Source organism: Tardiphaga sp. 20_F10_N6_6, assembly GCF_052076045.1.
Taxonomy (GTDB): domain Bacteria; phylum Pseudomonadota; class Alphaproteobacteria; order Rhizobiales; family Xanthobacteraceae; genus Tardiphaga; species Tardiphaga robiniae.
In genome coordinates this window covers 2,684,616-2,707,204 of the sequence record NZ_CP197239.1, presented here as the reverse complement: position 1 = coordinate 2,707,204, position 22,589 = coordinate 2,684,616, and the positions used below count along the sequence as shown (strand labels likewise).

Sequence of the window (22,589 nt, the reverse complement as noted above, 5' to 3'; positions counted from 1 at the left end):
CGGGACGAAATACACAGGGCGGGACCCAATGTCTGCAAGTGCCGACAAGATCGATCAGACAAAGCGTGCGACGACGGCGCATCCGCTGCGGCCGATTTCCTATGGCGATCCCGCGGTCACCATCGATCGGCGCGATGACGGCACCATCTATCTGCGTCCGACCAATGCCATCGGCGACTATCCGGACCGTGTCACCGACTATCTGCATCACTGGGCCAGGGAAGCGCCGGATCGCGTCTTCATGGCCGAGCGCGCCGAAGGCGGCGGCTGGCGCGAAATCACATACGCGCAGATGCTGGATGCGGCGCGCCACATCGCCTCGGCGCTGCTGTCGCGCGAGCTGTCCGCCGACAAGCCCATCGTCATTCTCTCCGGCAATTCGGTCGATCATGCACTGATCGCCTTCGGCGCGCTCTATGCTGGCATTCCCTACGCGCCGGTGTCGCCGGCCTATTCGCTGGTGTCGAAGGATTACGGCAAGCTCGGCTATCTCATGAAGCTGCTGACGCCGGGGCTGGTCTTCGTCGATGACGCCAATGCGTTCACGAACGCCATTCACTTCAATGTACCGGCCAACACCGAAGTCGTCGTTTCCACCGGCGCTCTGCCGGACCGGCGCGTGACCAAACTCTCCGATCTGCTCGTGACGCCGGAGGCCGCCAATCTCGACGCAGCGAACGCAGCCATCGGTCCCGATTCCATCGCGAAGTTTTTGCTGACCTCCGGCTCCACCGGCAATCCGAAGGCTGTGATCAACACCCAGCGCATGATGTGCGCCAACCAGATCATGCTGCGCGATACGCTGGCCTTCCTGAAGGACGAGCCGCCGGTGATCATCGACTGGCTGCCATGGAATCACACCTTTGGCGGTAATCATAATATCGGGCTGACGCTGTTCAATGGCGGTTCGATGTATCTCGACGACGGCAAGCCGACGCCCGCGGGTATCGAACAGACAATTCGTAATCTCCGCGAGATCTCGCCGACGGTCTATTTCAACGTCCCCAAAGGGTATGAATCGTTGTTGCCGTATTTGCGTGAAGACGCTGCGTTGCGCGAAAAATTCTTCGCGCGGCTGCACGCAATGTTCTTTTCCGGCGCGGCGCTGTCGGCCTATGTCTGGGACAGCCTCGATGAGCTGTCGGTGCAGACAACGGGTGTGCGTGTGCCCATGCTCACCGGCCTCGGTGCTACCGAGACATCCCCTTTCTTCATGTGCGTCAACCCGGTGACCAGTCGCTCAGGCCATGTCGGCCTTCCGGTGCCCGGCAATGACGCTAAGCTGGTGCCGAACAATGGCAAGATGGAAGTCCGCGCCAAGGGGCCGAACATCACGCCGGGCTATTGGCGCGAGCCGGAACTGACCGCGAAGGCGTTCGACGACGAAGGCTATTACATCTTCGGCGATGCGCTGAAGGCCGTCGATCCCGATGATCTCTCCGCCGGTTTTGATTTCGACGGCCGCATCTCCGAGGATTTCAAGCTCGGCAGCGGCACCTGGGTCAGCGTCGGCCCGCTGCGCGCGCGCTTCGTCGGCACCTGCGCGCCGCTGGTGCGCGACGTGGTGATTGCGGGCATCAACCGCGACGAACTCGCAGCTCTCGTTATTCTCGATCTCGATGGCTGTCGTGTGATCAATCCCGATCTTCCTGCGGGCGACCTCGCTGCGGCAGCCAATGATCCGATCGTCCGCGACGCGTTCCGTGAGCGCCTCGCACGTTTCATGGCTGGCGCGACGGGGTCCTCCACGCGGATTGCCAAGGCGGTGCTGCTCGACACACCACTGTCCATCGATCGCGGCGAGGTCACGGACAAGGGCTCGGTCAATCAGCGCGCGGTGCTGGAGCATCGCGCCAGGTTGATCGACGATATCTATGGGAATCCGGAAGTCGCGAAAGTGATCGCGATCTAGTTGAAGGCCGCCAATGAACGGCAGAGAAATCGAACAGGGGAGGACATCATGCAATTGAAGAACCAGGCCGCTATCGTCACGGGTGGCGCTTCCGGTCTCGGCGCTGCGACCGCCCGCAGGCTCGCCGCGCAGGGCGCGAAAGTCGCGCTGCTCGATCTCAACATCGCCCTCGCCGAAGCCGTCGCCAAGGAAATCGGCGGTGTTGCCATTTCCTGCGACGTGTCCGACGCCGCCTCCGCCGAAGCCGCGGTCGCCGCCGCCGCCAATGCGCACGGCCCGGCGCGTGTGCTGGTGAACTGCGCTGGCATCGGCGTCGCCAAGCGCGTGATCGGCCGCGATGGTCCGATGGCGCTCGGCGATTTCGACAAGGTCATTCGCGTCAACCTGATTGGCTCGTTCAATATGATCCGCCTGGCAACGGACCCGATGTCCAAGCTGGAGCCGCTGGAGACCGGCGAGCGCGGCGTGGTGATCTCGACAGCCTCGGTGGCGGCCTATGACGGCCAGATCGGCCAGTCCGCCTATTCGGCGTCCAAGGGCGGCATCGTCGGCATGACGCTGCCCATTGCCCGCGAGATGGCCCAGTTCGGCATCCGCGTGCTGACCATCGCGCCGGGCCTGTTCATGACGCCGCTTTTGGCGGGCCTGCCGCAGGAGGCACAGGACAGTCTCGCCGCAGCGATCCCATTCCCACGCCGGCTCGGCCATGCCGACGAATTCGCGTCTCTCGCACTGCACATGATCGACAATCCGTATCTGAACGGCGAGGTGGTCCGGCTCGACGCCTCGCTGCGCATGGCGCCACGTTAAGCCTGCGGCAAAGCATCAGTGCGCCAGCCCTTTACCGGTACGGGCGCACTGACCTAAAGAAGGGGCTGATAAGCCAGCCGAACTTTGATTTAGCTGAAGCCATAAAAAATGACTCTGAGGGAGAGACCCATGACCAAGCATCACTTGGCGATCGCGGCTGTTGCCGCATCGCTGGCACTCGCTGCACCGGCTTTTGCCCAAACCTCCGACATCACTATCGGCATCACCACGTCAACCACGGGCCCCGCGGCGGCGCTGGGCATTCCCGAACGCAACGCGCTGGAATTCGTGCCGAAGGAAATCGGCGGCGTGCCGCTCAAGATCATCGTGCTCGACGATGGCGGCGATCCGACCACCGCGACCACCAATGCCCGCCGTTTCATGACCGAATCCAAGGCCGACATCATCATGGGTTCGGCGGTGACGCCAACCAGCATTGCGGTGTCCAACGTGGCCAACGAAGCTGGCATCCCGCATTTCGCCCTGTCGCCGCTGCCGATCACGCCGGAACGCGCCAAGTGGTCGGTGGCCATGCCCCAGCCCGTGCCAATCGTCGGCAAGGTGATGTACGACCACATGAAGTCCAAGGGCATCAAGACCATCGGCTATATCGGCTATTCCGATAGCTACGGCGATCTGTGGTTCAACGATCTCAAGACCCAGGCGGTGCCGATGGGCATCAACATCGCGGCGGAAGAGCGTTTTGCCCGTCCGGATACGTCGGTCACCGGTCAGGTACTGAAACTGCTTGCTGCCAATCCTGACGCGATCCTGGTCGGCGCCTCCGGCACCGCGGCCGCGCTGCCGCAGACCGAATTGCGCGACAAGGGCTACAAGGGCCTGATCTACCAGACCCACGGCGCCGCCTCGATGGACTTCATCCGTATCGCCGGCAAGGCCGCCGAAGGCGTGCTGATGGCCTCCGGCCCCGTGATGTATCCGGAAGGCCAGGCCGATACGGCCCTGACCAAGAAGCCCGGCATGACGCTCAACACCGCCTATGAGGCCAAATACGGCCCGAACAGCCGCAGCCAGTTCGCCGGCCACTCCTATGACGCCTTCGAGGTGCTGAAGCGAGTGATCCCGACGGCGCTGAAGACCGCCAAGCCTGGCACTCCGGAGTTCCGCGAGGCGATCCGGCAGGCGCTGCTCACCGAGCGTGAGATTGCCGCCACCCAGGGCGTCTACAACTTCACGGAAAAGGATCGGTATGGTCTGGATGAGCGTTCGCGCATCCTGCTGACGGTGAAAGACGGCAAATACGTTCTCGCCCAGTAATGCAGATCTGACGGAGGGCAGTGGCGCGAAGCGTCTTTGCTTCGCCGGCATTTTTCGATAACAAGGCCGGCCCTCGCCAGAGGGTCGGCTTTTTGCTGTGCGCGAGCCTTCGCGCGGCCACAACCAGCGCCACGTCTGCCGGTATCGCTGCCGCTTTCGGCGCTCTCCGCTTCCACACGAGAAAGATAAGACATGTCTAAGCTTCATCTGGCGATCGCGGCTGTTGCCGTCTCGCTGGCGATTGCCACCTCCGCCGAAACCCAGACCGCAGAGATCACCGTCGGCATCAGCATTTCCACCACGGGCCCCGCGGCCGCGCTGGGCGTGCCCGAGCGCAACGCGCTGGAATTCGTGCCCAAGGACATCGGCGGCGTGCCGTTGAAGCTGATTGTGCTCGACGACGGCGGCGATCCGTCCATCGCCACCACCAACGCGCGCCGGTTCGTGTCGGAATCCAAGGCCGACATCATGGTCGGCTCGTCGATCGTACCGTCCTCGGTCGCCATGTCGGCGGTCGCCAACGAAGCCGGTGTGCCGCATTTCAGCCTGTCGCCGATGCCGTTTACGCCAGCGCGTGTGAAGTGGTCGGTGGACATGCCGCAGCCAGTCGAGATCGTCGGCAAGGTCATGTACGACCACATGAAGGTCCACGGCGTGAAGACCATCGGCTATGTCGGCTATTCGGACAGCTATGGCGACCTGTGGTTCAACGACCTCAAGGCGCAGACATCAGCGATGGGTATGTCCATCGTCGATGATGAGCGCTTCGCGCGTCCGGATACGTCGATCACCGGCCAGGCGCTGAAGCTGATTGCAGCTAATCCCGATGCCATCCTGATCGGCGCCGCCGGCACCGGTGCCGGCATGCCGCAGTCCGAACTGCGTGACCGCGGCTACAAGGGCCTGATCTATCAGACCCATGGCGCCGCCTCATCAGACTTCATCCGCATCGCCGGAAAATCTGCCGAAAACGTGCTGATGGCTGCGGGTCCCGTGATGTATCCGGAAGGCCAGCCGGACTCGGCGCTGACCAAGAAGCCCGGCCTTGAACTCAACGCAGCCTATGAAGCCAAATACGGCGCCAACAGCCGCAGCCAGTTCGCCGGTCACGCCTATGACGTGTTCGAAGTGCTGAAGCGCGTCGTGCCCGTGGCGTTGAAGACCGCTAAGCCCGGCACCCCGGAATTCCGCGAGGCCATCCGCCAGGCGCTGATGAGCGAGAAGGAAATCGCCGCGACGCAGGGCGTCTACAACTACACCGAAAAGGACCGCAACGGCGTCGATGATCGCTCGCGGATCCTGCTGACGGTCAAGGACGGGAAGTACGTTCCGGCGAAGTAAACCGGAGCACAGTTCAAACAAAGGCCGGCTGTCGCGAGGCAGCCGGCTTTTGGTGGTGCGTAACGAGCTGTCAGTCCAGCGGACGCCATTTTCGTACGTCTGCATCGGATGGCTGGAATGCTGCACCATCCTTGTAGACCATGTCGGTCATCACGCCCTTGCCGTCCTTGACCCCGGTGTGTCCGACATAGAGGCCGAGCGTCGCCTGATGATCGATGCCGCGGAAGGCGATCGGTCCGGCGGGGCTGTCGAATGTCAGGTCGGCGAATGCCGTGACCAGCTTCTCGGACTCTGTGGACCCGGCTTTCACGATGCCTGCAGCCAGCGCCTTGCCGGTCACATAGCCGACCAGCGACGCCATTCGCGGATAGTCCTTGTACTTGGCCTGGTAGTCTTTCACGAAGATCTCATGTGCGGGCGTTTTGATCAGGTACCAGGGATAACCTGTGACGATCCAGTTCTTGGGAGCGTCGTCTTTCAGTGGATCGAGATATTCAGGTTCGCCGGTCAGCAGGCTGACGACGTCCCGCTTCTCGAACACGCCGCGGGTGTTGCCTTCGCGGACGAACTTGGCGAGATCTGGCCCGAACAGCACGTTGAATATCGCATCAGGCTTGGCATCGTCGAGCGCCTGCGCAACTGCACCGGCTTCGATCTTGCCGAGCGGCGGCGCCAGATCGGCGACGAATTCAACGCCGGGCTGCTGTTGTTTCAGCAGGGTCTTGAAGGTCGCGACGGCAGACTGGCCGTATTCGTAGTTGGGATAGACCATTGCCCAGCGCTTCTTCTTGAGCTTCACCGCGTCGGGAACCAGCGCGGCGGCGTGCGTGTAGGTCGAGGGCCGCAGCCGGTAAGTATAGCGGTTGCCATTTTCCCAGATCAGCTTGTCGGTGAGCGGCGCCGAGGCAAGGAAGAACATCTTGCGCTGCTTGGCGAAGTCGGCAACGGCAAGGCCGACATGGCTGAGGATGGTGCCGGTCAGGATATCAACATTCTCACGCAAGATCAGTTCGTCGGCCGCCCGCACGGCTTCATTGGGATTGGCGCCGTCGTCGCGATAGACCATTTCGAGCCTCTTGCCGATTACGCCGCCCGCAGCATTGGCTTCTGCGATCGCAAGGTCGAGGCCATTGCGATAGGGCTGCGTATTGGCGACCATTGCCTTGTAGCTGTTGAGATCGCCGATCTTGATCGTATCGCCTGCCTGCGCAGCCGTGGATGCTGATCCCAGCAACAGGAGCGTCAGTAACGTTTTTACCCGAAAGGCCATTTCTGTCTCCTTGTGTTGATCTGGAAGAGTGGGGCGGGTATCCGCCGCGCGGCACGGCGTCGATTCAGGCGATGGCGGCTATCGCAACATCCTTGCGCTCGGCTTCGATCATGCGCTCGACCATTTGACGCATGCGGATCGGTGCGCCATCGATGGCGATCCGTAGCGGGCGCCGCGTACGCGGTTCGCGCTCGTTCTGGTGGATCGCTTCGAGGATGTCCTTGTCCTCCTGGAAGGCGATGCGGAATTGGTCCGACAGACGCTTGTTGGCGTCGTCGTCGGCCTTGAAGTTTTTCACGTGTAGCCAGTGGTCGATACAGTTGTTCTCATCGACTGGCGTGATGAAGTGGCATGCGAAGATCTGGATGCAGTCGTCGCGCTTGCCTTCGGGCGCGCCCGTGCCGGTGGCGGCACTGCCGAAGTCGATCACCGCGATGCTTGGCGCGTGATAGTGGTAATAATGCCAGCGATCGACATGGCCGGTGAAGCTGCCGAATTTCTGGAACAGCGGGATGGCCGGTGCATCGATGATCCAGCGCCAGGTGACGAGATAATCGTCGCCGCGCTTCTCGGTTTCGACCGGCACTTCCTCGCCGGCTGAATTACCCAGCGTCGAGAGGTGCACGAAGCTGACATGGGCAGGGTCGCACAGATTGTCGGCGAGATTGAGATAGTTGCAGCTGATGTGCAGTGCATCGCCTTCCACCGCACTCCATTCAGAGTCGGTAAACTGTGGCAGGTCATAGATTGTTGCGGGATCTGCCAGCGTCGCATCGCCCATCCAGATCCAGATCAGGCCCATTTTCTCGAAGACAGGGAAGCTACGCACCTGAGCGTTAGCGGGGATGTTGTGCTGGCCAGGGATACGCACGCAGCGGCCGGTCGTGCCATCAAAGGTGAGGCCATGATAGCCGCACTCCAGCATGGAGCCCCTGATCCGCCCCATCGACAGCGGCGCCAGTCGATGCGGGCAGGCGTCTTCCAATGCGTGGATATTGCCGTCTTCGCCGCGGTACAGCGCGACGAGTTCACCGAGGATACGTCGCTGCACCGGCTTGTCGGTGACGTCGCGCGACCATGTCGCGGGATACCAGGTGTCGCGGACATAGGAGGCTGGCTGCTGCTGGTCTCGTTCGATCATCGCCATTACTCCGGTAAGGGAAGAACGTTGTCCGATTTATTGAAGTAAGCACTTAACGAATATAGATCCGATCTAAATCAGACGTCCAGCTTAAGATTTATTCGAAGCTGCGCAGGCTTGTGGCAGCCGTTGCGGCGGCGCATAGAATGTGCCGATGAGAGCAAGGGAATCGCTTTAAATGGCTGAAAAACGCGCCGTGGCCGCGCGAACCGCCACGCGCGGCGCACCAACGACGACGGCCCGGTCAGTCAGTCAGCTGGACGATGGGATGCCAGGGCGCAAGGCAGCCGTGCCCAAACTCGCGCCACGGGGGCGGCCGAAACTCGTTGATGGCGGGATCATTCGCAAGAATATCCTGGACGCCGCGATCCGGATTTTCGCCGAACGCGGACTCAGTGGGGCGCGCATCGCGTCGATCTCGAAGCTGGCGAAATCCAACGACCGGATGATCTATTACTACTTCGGCAGCAAGGAGAAGCTGTATATCGCGGTGCTGGAAACACTGTACGTCAACATGACGGATGCGGAGCGCGAACTGGCGCTCGATCTGACTGATCCGATGGATGCGCTACGCCGGCTCGCGGTTTTCACCATGCGACACTATATCGAACATCCCGAGATGATCACGGTACTCAACAACGAGAACCTGCATCGCGGCCGGCACGTCTCGAAAGCCAAGAGCCTTAAGCGGCTTTCATCGCCGGCACTGGAAATGGTCGAGAAGATCGTCAGCCGCGGTATCTCCCAGCGTGTGTTCCGCGCCGATGTCGAGCCGCTGCAGCTCTACATCGCGATCATGTCGCTGAATTATTTCTACGTCTCTAATCGCTGGACGCTGACGGCGTTTCTCGGCCGCGACCTGATGGACGCGGGCGAGCTCTCGCGCTGGCAGGACTGGGTCTGGAAGATGCTAGAGCGGTCCGTCGCACGCTAGAAGGCGCGCGCATCCCGACTAGATCGCGCTCTCGCCTTCGTGCTGGAAACCCAGATAGCTCGCTACTACGCGTTGGTTGCTGGCGATGTCGCTGGCGGCGCCATCCAGGATGAACTCGCCGAGCTCCATCACATAAGCGCGGTCAGCGATCTTCAGTGCCGCCTGCGCATTCTGCTCGACCAGCAGCACCGAGACGCCGGCCGCTCTGAGTTCACTGACGATGCGGAAGATGTCGGCAACGATAATCGGGGCGAGGCCGAGGCTTGGTTCGTCGAGCATTAGGAGTTTCGGTGCACCCATCAGCGCACGGCCCATGGCCAGCATCTGCTGTTCGCCGCCCGAGAGTGTGCCAGCGAGCTGCTTGCGGCGTTCCTTGAGGCGCGGGAACAGGGTGTAGACGTGCTCGAAAGATCGCGCGGCAGTGGCCTTGTCGATACGGAAGGCGCCGAGCAGCAGGTTGTCTTCCACATTCATCGTGGCGAACAATTCGCGATGTTCGGGCACGAGGCTGAGGCCGGCAGCGACGCGGTCTTCGATGTCGATCTTGGAGACGTCCTGTCCGGCGAATGTCACGCCGCCTTTCAGCGGCAGGATACCCATCACCGCATTGAGCAGCGTGGTTTTGCCGGCGCCGTTGGCGCCAATGATCGTGACGATCTCGTCGGCGCGAACCTCGAGATTGACCGCACGCACGGCCTCGACCTTGCCATAGGCGACATGCGCATCGGTGACTTGCAGCAATGCGCTCATGCGACCGCTCCCAGATAGGCCTTGATGACGTCGGGATTGGTCTTGATGTCGGCAGGCGTGCCCTCGGCGATCTTGGTGCCGAAATCGAGCACTACGATGCGATTGGCGAGATTCATGACGAAGCCCATATCGTGTTCGACCAACAGCACCGACATGCCGCCGTCGCGGAGCTGGCGCAGCAGCGTCGCGAGCTGTTGCTTTTCCATGTGGCGCAGGCCGGCGGCAGGCTCGTCGAGCAGCAGCAGCATCGGATCGACGCAGAGTGCGCGGGCGATCTCGACGATGCGCTGCTGGCCGAGCGACAAGGATCCTGCGAGCTGGTTCATCTGGTCGCCGAGACCGACACGTTCGATCTGCTTGGCAGCTTCCGCGAGCAGCTTCGCTTCGTCGGCGCGGTCAAGCCTCAGCATGCTGGCGATGGCGCCCGAACGTCCGCGCAGATGCGCACCGAGGGCGACGTTTTCCAGCACGGTCATGTCGGGCACCAGCTTCACATGCTGGAAGGTGCGGGCAATGCCGAGCTTGACGATCTCCTGCGGCGGCGCTCCGGACACACTCTTGCCGAGTACCGTGACCTTGCCGGCGGTCGCGGCCAGTACGCCGGTGATGAGGTTGAAGGTCGTGCTCTTGCCGGCGCCGTTGGGGCCGATCAAAGCGACGATCTCGCGCGCTTGCACATTGAACGACACGTCGTTGACGGCGACGACGCCGCCGAACTGCTTGCGCGCCTTGTCGACCTGCAGCAAGACGCCGGTGTCCGGACGGTGGTCGTTGCGGGCGGGCAGTGCATCGGCTGGCACGGGGCGCTTGCGGCTGTCGCCAGACGGCAGCCACGCGGTCAGCCACGGCCACATGCCGGTGGGTGCGAGCTGCAGCAGCGCCACGAGCAGGATGCCGAACACGATCGTTTCGAGCTGGCCACCGCCGCCGCCGAAGATCAGCGGCAGATAGCTCTGCAGGACTTCCTTGAGGATCACGACCACGGCGGCGCCGAGCACACCGCCCCAGACATAGCCGGCGCCGCCGACCACCGCGATGAACAGATATTCGATACCGAGATGCGGTCCGAACGGCGTCGGATTCGCAGCGCGCTGGAAATGCGCATAGAGCCAGCCGGACAGGCCGGCGAGTACTGCTGCGTAAATGAAGACCAGGAGCTTCGCGCGCGCCGTCTGCACGCCGAATGCTTCGGCTGCGATATGGCCACGACGCAGCGCGCGGATGGCGCGGCCGGTCCGCGAGTCCAGAAGGTTCATGGACAACAGCGCGCAGATGATGACCGCGATCCAGATCGGGAAATAGATCGAGCCGGGATCCAGCATCTTCCACGTGCCGATCGACAGTGGCGGGATGCCCGAAATGCCATCGTTACGGCCGAGGAATTCCAGCTTGCTGAACAGATAGAACAGGCTGATGCCCCAGGCGATGGTGCCGAGCGGGAGATAGTGGCCCGACAGACGCATGGTGATGATGCCGAGCAGCACCGCGGCGAGGCCCGAGACGATCAGTGACATCGGCAGCGTCAGCCACGGCGACATTCCATAGGCGGTGGTGAGATAGGCCGTCGTATAAGCGCCGAAACCGCAGAACGCCGCCTGGCCGAATGAGGTCAGGCCGCCGACGCCGGTGAGCAGCACGAGGCCCATGGCGACGAGCGCGGCGAGGCCGATATTGTCGAGCAGCACGATCCAGAATGGCGGCACGCCCGGCACGAAGGGGATCGCAGCCATCACCAGCGCGAAAACGAGAATGGGAAGGAGACGCTGTTCCATGGCGCTTAATCCTTCTCTTCTTCGACTTCAGGTGCGGCGAGCGAGCGCAGCACCAGAACCGGAAGGATCAGCGTGAAGACGATGACCTCTTTGTAGTTGCTCGCATAGAAGGACGAGAATGCCTCGACGCAGCCGACCAGGATCGCGGCCGCGGCGGTGAGCGGATAGCTGACGAGGCCGCCGATGATCGCGGCGACGAAGCCCTTCAGGCCGATCAGGAAGCCGGTGTCGTAATAGAGCGTGGTGATCGGGACGATCAGGATGCCCGAGATGGCGCCGATGACCGAGGCCAGCAGGAATGCGATCTGACCCGACAGTGAGGTGCGGATGCCGGCGAGGCGAGCACCGAGGCGGTTTACCGCCGTGGCGCGCAGCGCTTTGCCATAAAGCGTGTAGCCGAAGAACAGCCACAACCCGACGATCAGCGCGATGGTGATGCCATAGACGGCGATGCTCTGGCCGGTGAAGCGCAGTGCGCCGATGGTGATAGCGTCGGAGGAGATCGCTGGGCCGCGCTGGCCTTCGGCGCCGAAGAAGACGAGGCCGAAGCCCTGCAGCGCCAGGTGGCAGCCCACCGACGCAATCAGTAGCACCAGAACCGATGTGTGGGCGATCGGCTGGAACGCGATGCGATAGAGATAAAGGCCGATGGCGGCAACGATCAGCAGCGACAGGGCGATGTTGAGGGCGATATTCCCCGGCCGTCCACCCAGCGCCCACATCACGCCCCAGATCGCCAGCGGGAACACGATGTTGACCGCAATCGAGCGCAGTACGCGCCTGGCATGGAGCGCCTTGCGGAAGGTGAAGAGATCGAAGGCAAAGGCCACGACGCCCATGGCGACGGCGAGCTTGATGGTGCCCGGCATCTGGCCGGCCGAGAGGCTGGCATAGGTCAGCGCACCAAAAGTGATGAATTCGCCCTGGGGGATCAGGATGATGCGTGTAACCGCAAAGACCAGCACCAGGGCCAGCCCGAGCAGCGCGTAGATCGCGCCATTGGTGATGCCGTCCTGCAAAAGGAACAGCAAAATCGTCGTATTCAAAGCCGCGCGCTCCCCCACACTGTCTGGCGCGCCGGATACCACAGGCGCGGGACGATCAACAATGGCGGTTGAAACCCGCCGTCTATTTGATATACTTCATAACGATTATTGAACATAATCTCAAGGCCTGTCGCACGTCGACCGGGTGTTTCATTCAAGCCGCCGGGTATCGCGGAAAGCGAGCGATGACTGTTTCAAAGATGACGTCTCAGGATCAAGCCAAGCAGGTCGCGCCCGTCGGGTTCGACGAGGAGGGCGGTGCGCTGCAGCTCGGCGAACTGTCCGAACTGCTAGGCTATTCGCTGAAACGTGCGCAGTTGAAGGTGTTTGAAGACTTCCTGCGCTGCATGGCGCCGTTGCAGCTGACGCCGGCGCAATTCTCAGTGCTGCTGCTGCTGGACAAGAACCCGGGCCGCAACCAGACCGAAATCGCCAATACGCTCGGCATTCTCCGTCCGAATTTCGTTTCGCTGCTCGACGCTCTGGAGAGTCGCGACTTGCTGACGCGGATGCGCTCGCCGAGCGATCGCCGCTCCCATGTGCTGATGCTCACCGACAAGGGGCGTGCCACGCTGGCCCGCGCCAAGAAGCTGGTGGCGACGCGGCATGAAGCGCGGCTGATCGAGGTGCTGGGGCCGGCCGAGCACAAGGCGCTGCTCGGGATGATGGCGAAGATTGCTAGGGACTTTTAGCCAAACACCCGTCATTCCGGGGCGGGACCGGCGCCGCAGGCGACGGGACCGAGCCCGGAACCTCGACATGTGACACTCATATCGGGATTCCGGGTTCGCGACCGCCAAGTGGCGCTCGCGGCCCGGAATGACGAGATAGTCTCAATCCACTAAAATTACCCTGACATCATTCACATTGGTCAGCGTCGGCCCGGTCTGCAGCAGATCGCCTGTCGCGGTGAAGAACGTCGTCGCATCGTTATTTGCCAGCGCCGCCTTCGCGTCCAGCTTCTGCGCACGCATGGCCTCGAACGTACGTGCATCGATGACCGCGCCGGCGGGATCGCTGGCGCTGCCGGCGCCGCCATCGGCGCCGTCGGTGTCACCGGCGAGCGCGACGATGCCGGTGGTATCCTTGAAAGCATCGACCAGCGCCAGCGCGTATTCCTGGTTCGGGCCGCCGCGGCCGTTGCCCGTGACGGTCACAGTGAGTTCGCCGCCGGAGAGGATCGCGAGCTTCTTGCCGTCGGCCTTGGCCTTAAGCGCCAGCTTCGCATGCTCGGCGGCAACCTCGCGCGCTTCGCCTTCGAGATCGGCGCCGAGATCGACAATCTCATAGCCGGCATCACTGGCCACCTTGATTGCGGCATCGAGTGACTCGCGCGGTCGTGCGATCAGCTCGAACCGTGCGCGCGCGAATGCCGCGTCATCCGGCTTCACGCTTTCATTGGCCTCATCGCTGAGCGCCGCCCGTACGGCGTCATCGATGGCGAGATTGAATTTCGCGATGATGGCACGGGCATCGGCCAGCGTTGTTGTATCCGGCACCGTCGGTCCCGATGCGATCACGGCGGGATCGTCATGCGGCACGTCGGAAATCGCCAGCGATACGATCTCGGCCTTCTGCCCAGCGCGGGCAAGGCGGCCGCCCTTGATACGCGACAGATGTTTGCGCACGGTGTTGATCTCGCCGATCACCGCACCGGAGCGAAGTAGCGCGCGGTTGAGCTGCTGCTTCTGCTGGAAGGTGATGCCCGCCACTGGCGCGGTCCAGTTGGCGGAGCCGCCGCCGGAAATCAGCACCAGCAGCAGGTCGTCGGCAGTGGCTTCCGCCGCGAGCTTGAGGCTGTCATCGGCACCCTTGAGGCCTGCTTCATCGGGCACGGGATGGCCGGCCTCGACCACACGAATGCGCCGTGTCGGCACCCCATGGCCATGGCGCGTGGTGGCGATGCCGGTGAGGCGCGCGGGATCGAGCTTCAGCGTGTCGAGATAATGCGCCTCTGCGGCAGCGGCCATGGCCGCGGCGCCCTTGCCGGCGGCGAGGCAGATGATGCGGCCTTTCGGCGGCGCCGGCAGGTGGGCGCTGAGGATGACATCGGGATGGGCCGCAGCAACTGCGGCATCGAAAATTGCGCGGAGCAGGGGGCGTTTGTCGGTCATGCTCGGGGTTATGCCGCTCTACGGCAGGGACGGCAAGCGCTTCCCCTCGCCCCCGGACGCGGCGCAGTCGCGACTGGTGGGAGAGGGTGGATCGAACCGCGGAGCGGTTCGAGACGGGAGAGGGGGGCTTCGCTTAAGAAGCAAGGAGCCCTCTCCCGCCTTCGCTTCGCTCAGGCACCCTCTCCCGCGGCGCGCAGCTTCGCTGCGCTGGGGGAGAGGGGAAGTAAGAGCTAACCGCCCTTGCCGCTTTCGCCGAGTTCACCGGTCAGCACGTCGCCGAACAGTTTCCAGTTCTCACCCTCGAACCGCATCAGCTGCATCTGCTCAATGGGCGAGAAGTCTGTGGGCGAGGTGTTGACCTTGACGCCCGGCAGCAGCGTCGACTGCTGGACGTCTTTCAGGTTCGCCGCCTGCTTCATCACATTGGCGCGGGTGAGGTCGTCACCGCACTGCTTGAGCAGGACCGCCATAGTCTCGGCGATATTGTAGCCGGACATCAGCGACGAATCCGACGGGTTGCCGTCCGGCACGTATTTGGCGAGAAATTCGCGATAGGCCTTGATGCCCGGATCGTCCTTCCACTGCGGGTCGGTGGCGTCCTTGGAGTAGTGCGCGGAGAGCAAGCCCTGCGCGTTCTCGAAGCCTGCGGGACGCAGCACCTGGCCGATCGATACGCTGACGCCCGGAACGATCATGGTCGGCTTCCAGCCCAGTTCAGCGATCTTCTTGATGGTCTGTGCGGCAAACTTCGGCGTCGCGAAGATGATGACAACGTCGGGATTGAGCGACTTCATCTTGACGATGTGGGAATCCACGGTCGGCTCGGTCAGCTCATAGCTCTCCTCGATGACGATGGAGGAAGCCTTGTCGCCGAGGCCGTCCTTGACGCCCTTGAGATAATCCTTACCGAAGTCGTCATTCTGAAAGAGCACGCCGATCTTCGCGCCGGCCTTTTCCTTCAAGAGGTACTTGGCATAGATGCGGCCTTCGCTCTGGTAGCTGGGCAGCCAGCCCATGGTCCAGGGGAAGTTCTTCGGATCGGCCCATTTGGTGGCGCCAGTGGCCAGGAACAGTTGCGGCACCTTCTTGGCGTTGAGATATTTCTGGATCGCCGTATTGGACGGCGTGCCGAGCGCCGAGAACATCAAGAGCACTTCGTCGGACTCGACGAGCTTGCGGGTCTGCTCGACAGCCTTCGGTGGCGAATAGGCGTCATCGTAGGAGATGTAGTTGATCATGCGGCCGTTGATGCCGCCCTTGTCGTTGATCATCTTGAAATAGCCGGCCTGTGCCTTGCCGACGGCGCCATAGGCCGAGGCCGGTCCGCTATAGGGCACGATGTTGCCGAGCTTGATTTCGGTGTCGCTGGCGCCAGTGTCGTATTTCTTTTGGGCGAGGACGTGGGTCGAGGAAATGGCGAGCAACATGATCGCGGCCGAGAGCGACAACAGCCGCGCGGACGTGGCAGACATTTGAGTTCCTTCCCTTGCTTGCAAGGCGAGATTTTCTTGTTCTGCAGGCTCTTTTGCGCCTGCGAGATAAGTCATACCGCGATTGCACAATGGCTCAAATGGAAAGCGACCAAAAACGCAACAAGGCCCGCGCTGTTTTTGACGCGGGCCTTAGTATTTTCCGTTATGTGGAATGAAGGCGATCAGCCACCCACGTCAGCGCTAATGACCTCGCCGAACAGCTCCCATTTATCGCCCTTGAAGCGCATCAGCTGAAGCTGGCTGATCGGCGCAAAGTCGGTCGCAGATGTGTTGATCTTGATGCCGGGCAGCAGCACCTCCGTTCGGAAGTCCTTCAGGCTGGCCGCCTGCTTCATGACGTTTTCGCGGGTGAGGTTGTCACCGCACTTCTTGAGAACCTCAACCAGCGTCTGGGCGACCCCATAACCGGTAACGATCAATCCATCGAGCTTGTTGCCTTCCGGAAAATCCTTGTCGAGGAAGGCGAGAAATTCCTTCATGCCGGGGTCGTTGTTCCACTGGGTATCCGCGACGTCCTTCAGATACGCTGCGGAAATAATGTCCTGCGAGTTTTCGAAGCCGGCCGGCTTCATCACGCTGCCGATCGAGTTGGACACGTTGTTGAGGAAGTGCATCGGTTTCCAGCCGATCTCGGCCGCCTTCTTGATAGCCTGCGCCGCAAATTTCGGCGTCGTGATGTTGACGAATACGTCGGCGTTCAACGACTTCAGCTTGACGATGTGATTGTCGATGGTCGGCTCGGAGGTCTCGTAGCTCTCCTCCACTACGATCATCGAGGCGGCCTTTGCGCCAAGGCCGTCCTTCAGACCTTTGAGATAGTCCTTGCCGTAGTCATCGTTCTGGTAAAGGACGGCAATCTTCGCGCCGGGCTTTTCCTTCAAAAGATATTTTGCATAGATTTGCGTCTCGCTCTGGTAGTTGGGCTGCCAGCCCATGGTCCAGGGGAAGTCCTTCGGGTCGTTCCACTTGGTGGCGCCGGTGGCCACGAACAGTTGCGGCACCTTCTTACTGTTCATGTATTTCTGGATCGCCGAGTTCGGCGGTGTGCCGAGCGAGTTGAACACCAGCAGAACTTCGTCCGATTCCACCAGCTTGCGCGCCTGCTCGACGGTCTTTGGCGGCGAATAGGCATCGTCATAACTGATGAAGTTGATCTTGCGACCGTTGATGCCGCCAGCGGCATTGATCTTCTTGAAGTAGGCTTCCTCGGTTTTTCCGATCACGCCATAGGCGGAGGCGGGTCCGCTGTAGGGCATGATGTTGCCGATCTTGATTTCGGTATCGGAGGCGCCGGTGTCGTATTTTTTCTGGGCGAGCGCCCCGGTGGCGGATGCGGCGAGCAAAGCCAAGCCAGCCAAATAGGCGGCTGAAAACGTGGCCAAACGCAAGTGCATTGCAGGCATTTCTGATCTCCCTGATCAATTGTGATGTGTCATGTTTCTTGACGTGGAGCTCTGCGGCTCCTGACGACATTCAACACCCGCGCGGGATCGCCAGCAAGAAAAAGCCCCCGCGACGTGGTCGCGAGAGCGGTATAATTCGTGTTCGCTGATGCAGCAGAGCTGCTGCCGCAGCCGAGCTATTGCGTGACGGCGTCGGCGCTGAAGATCTCGCCGAAGCGCTCCCACTTGTCGCCCTTGAAACGCTGCATCTGCAATTGCGAGATCGGCGCGAAATCGGTGGGCGAGGTATTGATGGTGATGCCCGGCAGCAGCGTGTCGGGGGTAAAGTCCTTCAGGCTGGCGGTCTGCTTCATGACATTCGCCCGGGTCAGGTCGTCGCCGCACATCTGCAGCACCTTGACCAGCGTCTGCGCAGCACCATAGCCATAGACCGTGCTCGAATCCGCCTTGTTGGCGTCCGGCATGTATTTGTCGAGGAACGCGTTCCACTTCTTCATGCCGGGATCGTCCTTCCACTGGGAGTCGGTGCCGTCCTTGGTGTAGGAGGCCGACAGCACGCCTTGCGCATTGTCGAAGCCGGCAGGCTGCATCACCGCTCCCACGGAGACGCTGACATTGGCGAGAATCTGCAACGGCTTCCAGCCAAGCTCGGCGGTCTTCTTGATAGTCTGTGCCGCGAATTTTGGCGTGGTGAAGATCATCAGCACGTCGGGGTTCGCAGCTTTCAGCTTCACCACATGGGTGTCAATGGTCGGTTCGGCGATCTCGTAACTGTCCTCGATAGTGATCATCGATGCTGCCTTGTCGCCGAGGCCGTCCTTGAAGCCCTTCAGATAGTCCTTGCCGAAATCGTCGTTCTGGTAAAGTACGCCGATTTTCGCGTTCGGCTTCTCCTTCAGAAGATACTTCGCATAGATCTGTGCTTCGCTCTGATAGGAGGGCTGCCAGCCGATCGTCCACGGGAAGTTCTTCGGATCGTTCCACTTGGTGGCGCCGGTGGCAACGAAAAGCTGCGGCACTTTCTTGCCGTTCAGATATTTCTGGATCGCGGTGTTCGAGGGCGTACCCAGTGGATTGAACACCACCAGCACCTCGTCGGATTCGACCAGCCTTCGCACCTGCTCCACGGCTTTCGGCGGCGAATAGGCGTCGTCGTAACTGATGAAATTGATCTTGCGTCCGTTGATGCCGCCCTGTGCGTTGATCATATTGAAATAGGCGGTCTCGGTTTTGCCGATCGTTCCATAGGCAGATGCGGGGCCGCTGTAAGGAATGATGTTGCCGATCTTGATTTCAGTATCGGTGGCGCCGGTGTCGTATTTCTTCTGCGCGAGCGCGCTGGATACACTGGCGGCCAGAAGCGCCATAGCAGCAGGCAGTGCTGCAAGGCGCATGGATCGTGCGAGCATCATGGATCTCCTTGATCATTTCTTCCCAGGTCTTTGTTGGAGTTCTGCGACTCCTGTTCGCATTGAATACCCCTGATGCGCCGGTCACAAGAATAAGCCCCTGCGACCAAATCGCAGGGGCTCCATTGTTTTGGTGGTGCAGTGCAAAGTGCTGCGGTACTAGTCCGGCGCAGTCGTGTCGGCATTGATCACCTCGCCGAACAGCTCCCACTTGTCGCCCTTGAAGCGCATCATCCGCAACTGCGCGATCGGCGCATAGTCGGTGGCCGAGGTGGAGATGGTGATGCCCGGCAGCAGCGTGTCTGGCGCGAAGTCCTTCAGGCTTGCCGCCTGCTTCATGACATTCTCGCGGGTCAGGTTGTCACCGCACATCTCCAGCACCTTCACCAGCGTCTGCGCGGCGCCATAACCGTAGACGAGGCTGTTGTCGGTGCGATCGGCGCCCGGCATGTATTTGTCGATGAAGGCCGACCATTTCTTCATGCCCGCATCGTCTTTCCATTGCGAATCCGCGCCGTCCTTGCGGTAGTCGGCCGACAGGACGCCCTCTGCATTGGCAAAGCCTGCCGGCTGCATCACTGCTCCGACGGAGACGCTGACATTGGTCACGAGCTGCAGCGGCTTCCAGCCGAGTTCACCGATCTTCTTGATGCCTTGAGCCGCGAATTTCGGCGTTACGAAATGGACGACAACATCAGGATTGAGCGACTTCACTTTCACGATGTGGGAATCGATGGTCGGCTCGGAAATCTCATAGCTCTCTTCCGTGACCAGCATCGTGGCAGCCTTGGCACCCAGCGCTTCTTTGAACGCCTTCTGGTAGTCCTTGCCGAAATCGTCGTTCTGATAGATCACCGCGACCTTGGCGTCCGGCTTCTCCTTCATCAGATATTTTGCGTAGATTTGTGCTTCGACCGCGTAGCTCGGCTGCCAGCCCATCGTCCACGGGAAGTGCTTCGGATCGTTCCACTTGCTGGCGCCGGTGGCGACGAAGAGTTGCGGCACCTTCTTGGCATTCATGTATTTCTGGAACGCGGTATTCGACGGCGTGCCGAGCGAATTGAAGATGAACAGTGCCTCGTCGCTTTCGACCAGCTTGCGGGCCTGTTCGACCGCCTTGGGCGGCGAATAGGCGTCGTCGTAGCTGATGAAATTGATCTTGCGGCCGTTGATGCCGCCCTGGTCGTTGATCATTTTGAAATAGGCGGTTTCAGTCTTGCCGATCAGTCCGTAGGATGAGGCAGGGCCGCTATACGGCATAATGTTGCCGATCGTGATTTCGGTGTCAGTGGCGCCGGTGTCGTATTTCTTCTGGGCCAGCGCGCTGCCGCTGGCTGCGACGCTGAGGGCCGCGGCAACCGACAAAGCCAGTGCGCGCGATCGGATCGAAGGCATTTCAGAACTCCCTGATTTTTATTCGTCTTGTTTTGCGGGCCTTTGCGGCTCCGGCCGGATTGAACACCGTTCGCGTGTATGCGGCAACAAAAAGCCCCTCGCGACGACACCGCGAAGGGCTGCTTTATTGGGCAATGGATATGCCGTCCCCCGGTATAATTCAGCGGCTGATCTCGCCCGAAATCACAGGGCCAAATAACTCCCATTTGTCGCCCTTGAAGCGCATCATCTGCAACTGTTCGATCGGGTAGAAATCAGTCGCGGACGTGTTGAGCTTGATGCCCGGCAGCATCGTGTCCGGCGCGAAGTCCTTCAGGCTGGCGGCTTGCTTCATCACATTGGCACGGGTGAGATCGTCGCCTGCCTGCTTCAGCACCTGAACCATGGTCTGAGCTGCGCCGTAGCCATAGACCACGGAGATGTCGTTGCGGCGGGCGTCCGGCGCGTATTTGGCGAGAAACGCGTAGAAGCGCTGCATGCCGGGCTCATTGTCCCATTGTGGATCTGAGCCGTCCTTGGCGTAATAGGCCGACAGGATGCCTTGCGAAATCTCCTGTCCCGCCGGTTTCAGCACGGAACTGATCGACGCGCTGGCATAGCCCTGGATGTAGAGCGGCTTCCAGCCGAGTTCGGAGACCTTGCGGATACTCTGGACCGCCGACTTCGGTGTCGTGACGCTGATGAACGTATCGGCGCCAGAGGCTTTCAGATTGATGATGTGGCTATCGATGGTCGGCTCGGTGACCTCATAGCTTTCGGCGGCGATCAGCATGCCTCCAGCTTTGTCGCCGAGACCATCTTTCAGGCCCTTCAGCACGTCCTTGCCGAGGTCGTCGTTCTGATAGAGCATTGCGATCTTCGCGTCGGGCTTTTCGTTCAGCAGATATTTCGCATAGATGCGGCCCTCGCTCTCATAGGGCGGCTGCCACGCTATGGTCCACGGGAAAGCCTTGTGATTTCCGAAATAGGTCGCGCCGGCGGCGACGAACAGTTGCGGCACTTTCTTGATGTTGAGATATTTCTGGATCGCCGCATTGGACGGTGTGCCGAGTGGATTGAACACGACGAGCACCTCGTCGGATTCGACCAGCTTGCGGGCCTGCTCGACCGCCTTGGACGGATTATAGGCATCGTCATAGCTGATGAAATTGATCTTGCGGCCGTTGATGCCGCCCTGATCGTTGATCATCCGGAAATAAGCGGCCTCGATGATGCCCGCGATGCCATAGGCCGAAGCCGGCCCGCTATAGGGCATGATGTTGCCGATCTTGATCTCGGTGTCGGATGCGCCGGGATCGTATCGCTTCTGCGCGAGGGCATGGCCGGCGCAGGCGATGCTCAGTGCGGCGGCAAGCGAGATTGTTCGTGGTCGAAAGGCAGGCATCCCGGGTTGGTCCTCGTACAGCAGTCGCGAGGCGTTAATGGCATGTGCATCAACAAAAATCCCCGGCGATGTGAGCGCGAGGGGCACTTTCTGTGTGGCGGAAAGATGGTGGCGGTTCCTTCGCCACGATTGCGGAAGAAGTTGGCGCGCTGCTGATACACTCATACCAACTCGCGCAAAAAAAAGCGGCCACCGAAGTGACCGCTTGTCTTGCCTCAATTGTCGGATCGAACTAACCGCCCGATCCGCCGATCACTGCGCGGACGGTATCGTCCGGGCCGAAGTCTTCCGCGCCATCCACATAGAGAAGAGCGCTGAGCTTCGAACGCGCGCGGTTGACGCGGCTCTTGATGGTGCCGACGGCGCAGCCGCAGATCGTGGCCGCGTCCTCATAGGAGAAGCCCGATGCGCCGACGAGAATAAGCGCTTCGCGCTGATCCTGCGGAAGCTTCTCAAGCGCCGCGCGAAACTCCTCAAATTCCAGATGGGCGTTTTGTGCCGGCTGGGTCTTCAGAGTCTTGGCATAGCTGCCGTCCGCATCCTCGACTTCCCGTCGCCGCTTGCGATAGTCCGACCGGAACAGGTTGCGCAGAATGGTGAACAACCACGCAGGGAGATTCGAGCCGACCTGGAAGGAGTCGATATTGGCGAGAGCGCGCAACAGCGTTTCCTGAACGAGGTCATCTGCCCGGTCGCCGTTGCCGGAGAGCGAGATCGCGAAGGCGCGCAGGCTAGGCACCGACGCCAGAATGTCGTCGCGGAGTGAGTCTGTGAGAGGCATTATTCCCCTCCTTCATTTTTGCCGGGATCGCCAGCGATCTGGGCTTGAGCCTCAGCCCCGTCCAGCTTGCGGATCAGCTCCGCAAATCGGTCCGGCACGCCCTGTCGCACGACATCGTCGTACATGGCGCGCAACTGATGCCCGATCCGTGACTGGATTTCGGCGTTTAATCCGCCCTTTGGCTTCACATCTTTCATGACCCGTTCCACATTCCCCAGAAGACATGTCCCTGGAATTTGAGAAATTTTCTTGATTTTTGAAGCCTTTGCGGCGTCTGTCGGCGATCTAATGCGGAGCGTGGCCGAAAGTTCCGACCCGATGGAACTTTTGTCTGGCTGGGGCGTAAACAAGCACAA

The 22,589-nt window shown here is 61.1% G+C and carries 19 protein-coding genes; 6 read left to right on the top strand and 13 right to left on the bottom strand.

Annotation, left to right across the window (positions count from 1 at the left end):
• Positions 1 to 28 precede the first annotated feature (28 nt).
• The 4 genes from AB7813_RS13050 to AB7813_RS13035 all read left to right on the top strand — a co-directional run bounded on the left by AB7813_RS13050 (position 29) and on the right by AB7813_RS13035 (position 5,341).
• Positions 29 to 1,912 (top strand): feruloyl-CoA synthase, encoded by a 1,884-nt coding sequence (locus AB7813_RS13050; protein WP_439082973.1) that lies wholly within the window; start codon positions 29 to 31, stop codon positions 1,910 to 1,912.
• 48 nt (positions 1,913 to 1,960) lie between these two features.
• Positions 1,961 to 2,722, top strand: coding sequence for an SDR family NAD(P)-dependent oxidoreductase (locus AB7813_RS13045; protein ID WP_089265449.1), 762 nt, complete (start codon positions 1,961 to 1,963; stop codon positions 2,720 to 2,722).
• Between the two features lie 129 nt (positions 2,723 to 2,851).
• Positions 2,852 to 4,000, top strand: a complete 1,149-nt coding sequence (locus tag AB7813_RS13040) for an ABC transporter substrate-binding protein (protein WP_093756840.1) — start codon at positions 2,852 to 2,854, stop codon at positions 3,998 to 4,000.
• A gap of 192 nt (positions 4,001 to 4,192) precedes the next feature.
• On the top strand, positions 4,193 to 5,341 hold the full coding sequence (locus tag AB7813_RS13035) for an ABC transporter substrate-binding protein (protein WP_439062875.1): 1,149 nt from the start codon (positions 4,193 to 4,195) through the stop codon (positions 5,339 to 5,341).
• Between the two features lie 70 nt (positions 5,342 to 5,411).
• Here AB7813_RS13035 and AB7813_RS13030 read toward each other — a convergent pair whose 3' ends face one another.
• Together AB7813_RS13030 and AB7813_RS13025 are read right to left on the bottom strand one after the other, a co-directional pair.
• Positions 5,412 to 6,611, bottom strand: a complete 1,200-nt coding sequence (locus AB7813_RS13030; RefSeq protein WP_439062874.1) for an ABC transporter substrate-binding protein — start codon at positions 6,609 to 6,611, stop codon at positions 5,412 to 5,414.
• A gap of 64 nt (positions 6,612 to 6,675) precedes the next feature.
• On the bottom strand, positions 6,676 to 7,752 hold the full coding sequence (locus tag AB7813_RS13025; protein ID WP_439062873.1) for an aromatic ring-hydroxylating dioxygenase subunit alpha: 1,077 nt from the start codon (positions 7,750 to 7,752) through the stop codon (positions 6,676 to 6,678).
• A 178-nt stretch (positions 7,753 to 7,930) separates the two neighbouring features.
• On the opposite strand from AB7813_RS13025, the gene AB7813_RS13020 reads away from it, so the two are divergent.
• The gene (locus tag AB7813_RS13020; protein WP_439062872.1) at positions 7,931 to 8,686 is read left to right on the top strand and encodes a TetR/AcrR family transcriptional regulator; all 756 of its coding nucleotides are present in this window, start codon (positions 7,931 to 7,933) and stop codon (positions 8,684 to 8,686) included.
• A gap of 18 nt (positions 8,687 to 8,704) precedes the next feature.
• Here the strand turns inward: AB7813_RS13020 and AB7813_RS13015 are convergent, their stop codons facing one another.
• From AB7813_RS13015 to AB7813_RS13005, 3 genes are read right to left on the bottom strand one after another with little or no spacing between them, the layout of a single operon-like run.
• Positions 8,705 to 9,436 (bottom strand): ABC transporter ATP-binding protein, encoded by a 732-nt coding sequence (locus AB7813_RS13015; protein ID WP_439062871.1) that lies wholly within the window; start codon positions 9,434 to 9,436, stop codon positions 8,705 to 8,707.
• A complete protein-coding gene (locus AB7813_RS13010; protein ID WP_439062870.1) occupies positions 9,433 to 11,208 on the bottom strand; it encodes a branched-chain amino acid ABC transporter ATP-binding protein/permease in 1,776 nt (591 codons plus the stop codon). Before AB7813_RS13010 ends, AB7813_RS13015 begins: the two co-directional genes overlap by 4 nt.
• Positions 11,209 to 11,213: 5 nt before the next feature.
• Complete coding sequence (locus AB7813_RS13005; protein WP_175368285.1) at positions 11,214 to 12,254, bottom strand: branched-chain amino acid ABC transporter permease; 1,041 nt, start codon at positions 12,252 to 12,254, stop codon at positions 11,214 to 11,216.
• A 185-nt stretch (positions 12,255 to 12,439) separates the two neighbouring features.
• Here AB7813_RS13005 and AB7813_RS13000 point away from each other — a divergent pair, with 185 nt between their 5' ends.
• Positions 12,440 to 12,946 carry a MarR family winged helix-turn-helix transcriptional regulator gene (locus AB7813_RS13000; protein WP_120291784.1) on the top strand — a complete coding sequence of 169 codons (507 nt, stop codon included), beginning with the start codon at positions 12,440 to 12,442 and terminating at the stop codon, positions 12,944 to 12,946.
• Between the two features lie 141 nt (positions 12,947 to 13,087).
• On the opposite strand, the gene AB7813_RS12995 is transcribed toward AB7813_RS13000, so the two are convergent.
• From AB7813_RS12995 to AB7813_RS12960, 8 genes are all read right to left on the bottom strand, one after another.
• On the bottom strand, positions 13,088 to 14,368 hold the full coding sequence (locus AB7813_RS12995; RefSeq protein WP_439062869.1) for a glycerate kinase type-2 family protein: 1,281 nt from the start codon (positions 14,366 to 14,368) through the stop codon (positions 13,088 to 13,090).
• A gap of 230 nt (positions 14,369 to 14,598) precedes the next feature.
• A complete protein-coding gene (locus AB7813_RS12990; RefSeq protein WP_439062868.1) occupies positions 14,599 to 15,840 on the bottom strand; it encodes an ABC transporter substrate-binding protein in 1,242 nt (413 codons plus the stop codon).
• Between the two features lie 182 nt (positions 15,841 to 16,022).
• On the bottom strand, positions 16,023 to 17,264 hold the full coding sequence (locus AB7813_RS12985; RefSeq protein ID WP_439062867.1) for an ABC transporter substrate-binding protein: 1,242 nt from the start codon (positions 17,262 to 17,264) through the stop codon (positions 16,023 to 16,025).
• A gap of 176 nt (positions 17,265 to 17,440) precedes the next feature.
• Positions 17,441 to 18,676: an ABC transporter substrate-binding protein gene (locus AB7813_RS12980; protein ID WP_184511518.1), complete on the bottom strand. Its 1,236-nt coding sequence runs from the start codon at positions 18,674 to 18,676 to the stop codon at positions 17,441 to 17,443.
• A 156-nt stretch (positions 18,677 to 18,832) separates the two neighbouring features.
• Complete coding sequence (locus AB7813_RS12975) at positions 18,833 to 20,068, bottom strand: ABC transporter substrate-binding protein (RefSeq protein ID WP_439059526.1); 1,236 nt, start codon at positions 20,066 to 20,068, stop codon at positions 18,833 to 18,835.
• Positions 20,069 to 20,228: 160 nt separating this feature from the next.
• Positions 20,229 to 21,452 carry an ABC transporter substrate-binding protein gene (locus AB7813_RS12970; RefSeq protein ID WP_439082975.1) on the bottom strand — a complete coding sequence of 408 codons (1,224 nt, stop codon included), beginning with the start codon at positions 21,450 to 21,452 and terminating at the stop codon, positions 20,229 to 20,231.
• A gap of 232 nt (positions 21,453 to 21,684) precedes the next feature.
• Positions 21,685 to 22,233 carry a sigma-70 family RNA polymerase sigma factor gene (locus tag AB7813_RS12965; protein ID WP_068735058.1) on the bottom strand — a complete coding sequence of 183 codons (549 nt, stop codon included), beginning with the start codon at positions 22,231 to 22,233 and terminating at the stop codon, positions 21,685 to 21,687.
• Positions 22,233 to 22,430: a NepR family anti-sigma factor gene (locus AB7813_RS12960; protein ID WP_068735402.1), complete on the bottom strand. Its 198-nt coding sequence runs from the start codon at positions 22,428 to 22,430 to the stop codon at positions 22,233 to 22,235. The genes AB7813_RS12965 and AB7813_RS12960 overlap by 1 nt, the downstream gene beginning before the upstream one ends.
• Positions 22,431 to 22,589: the final 159 nt, after the last annotated feature.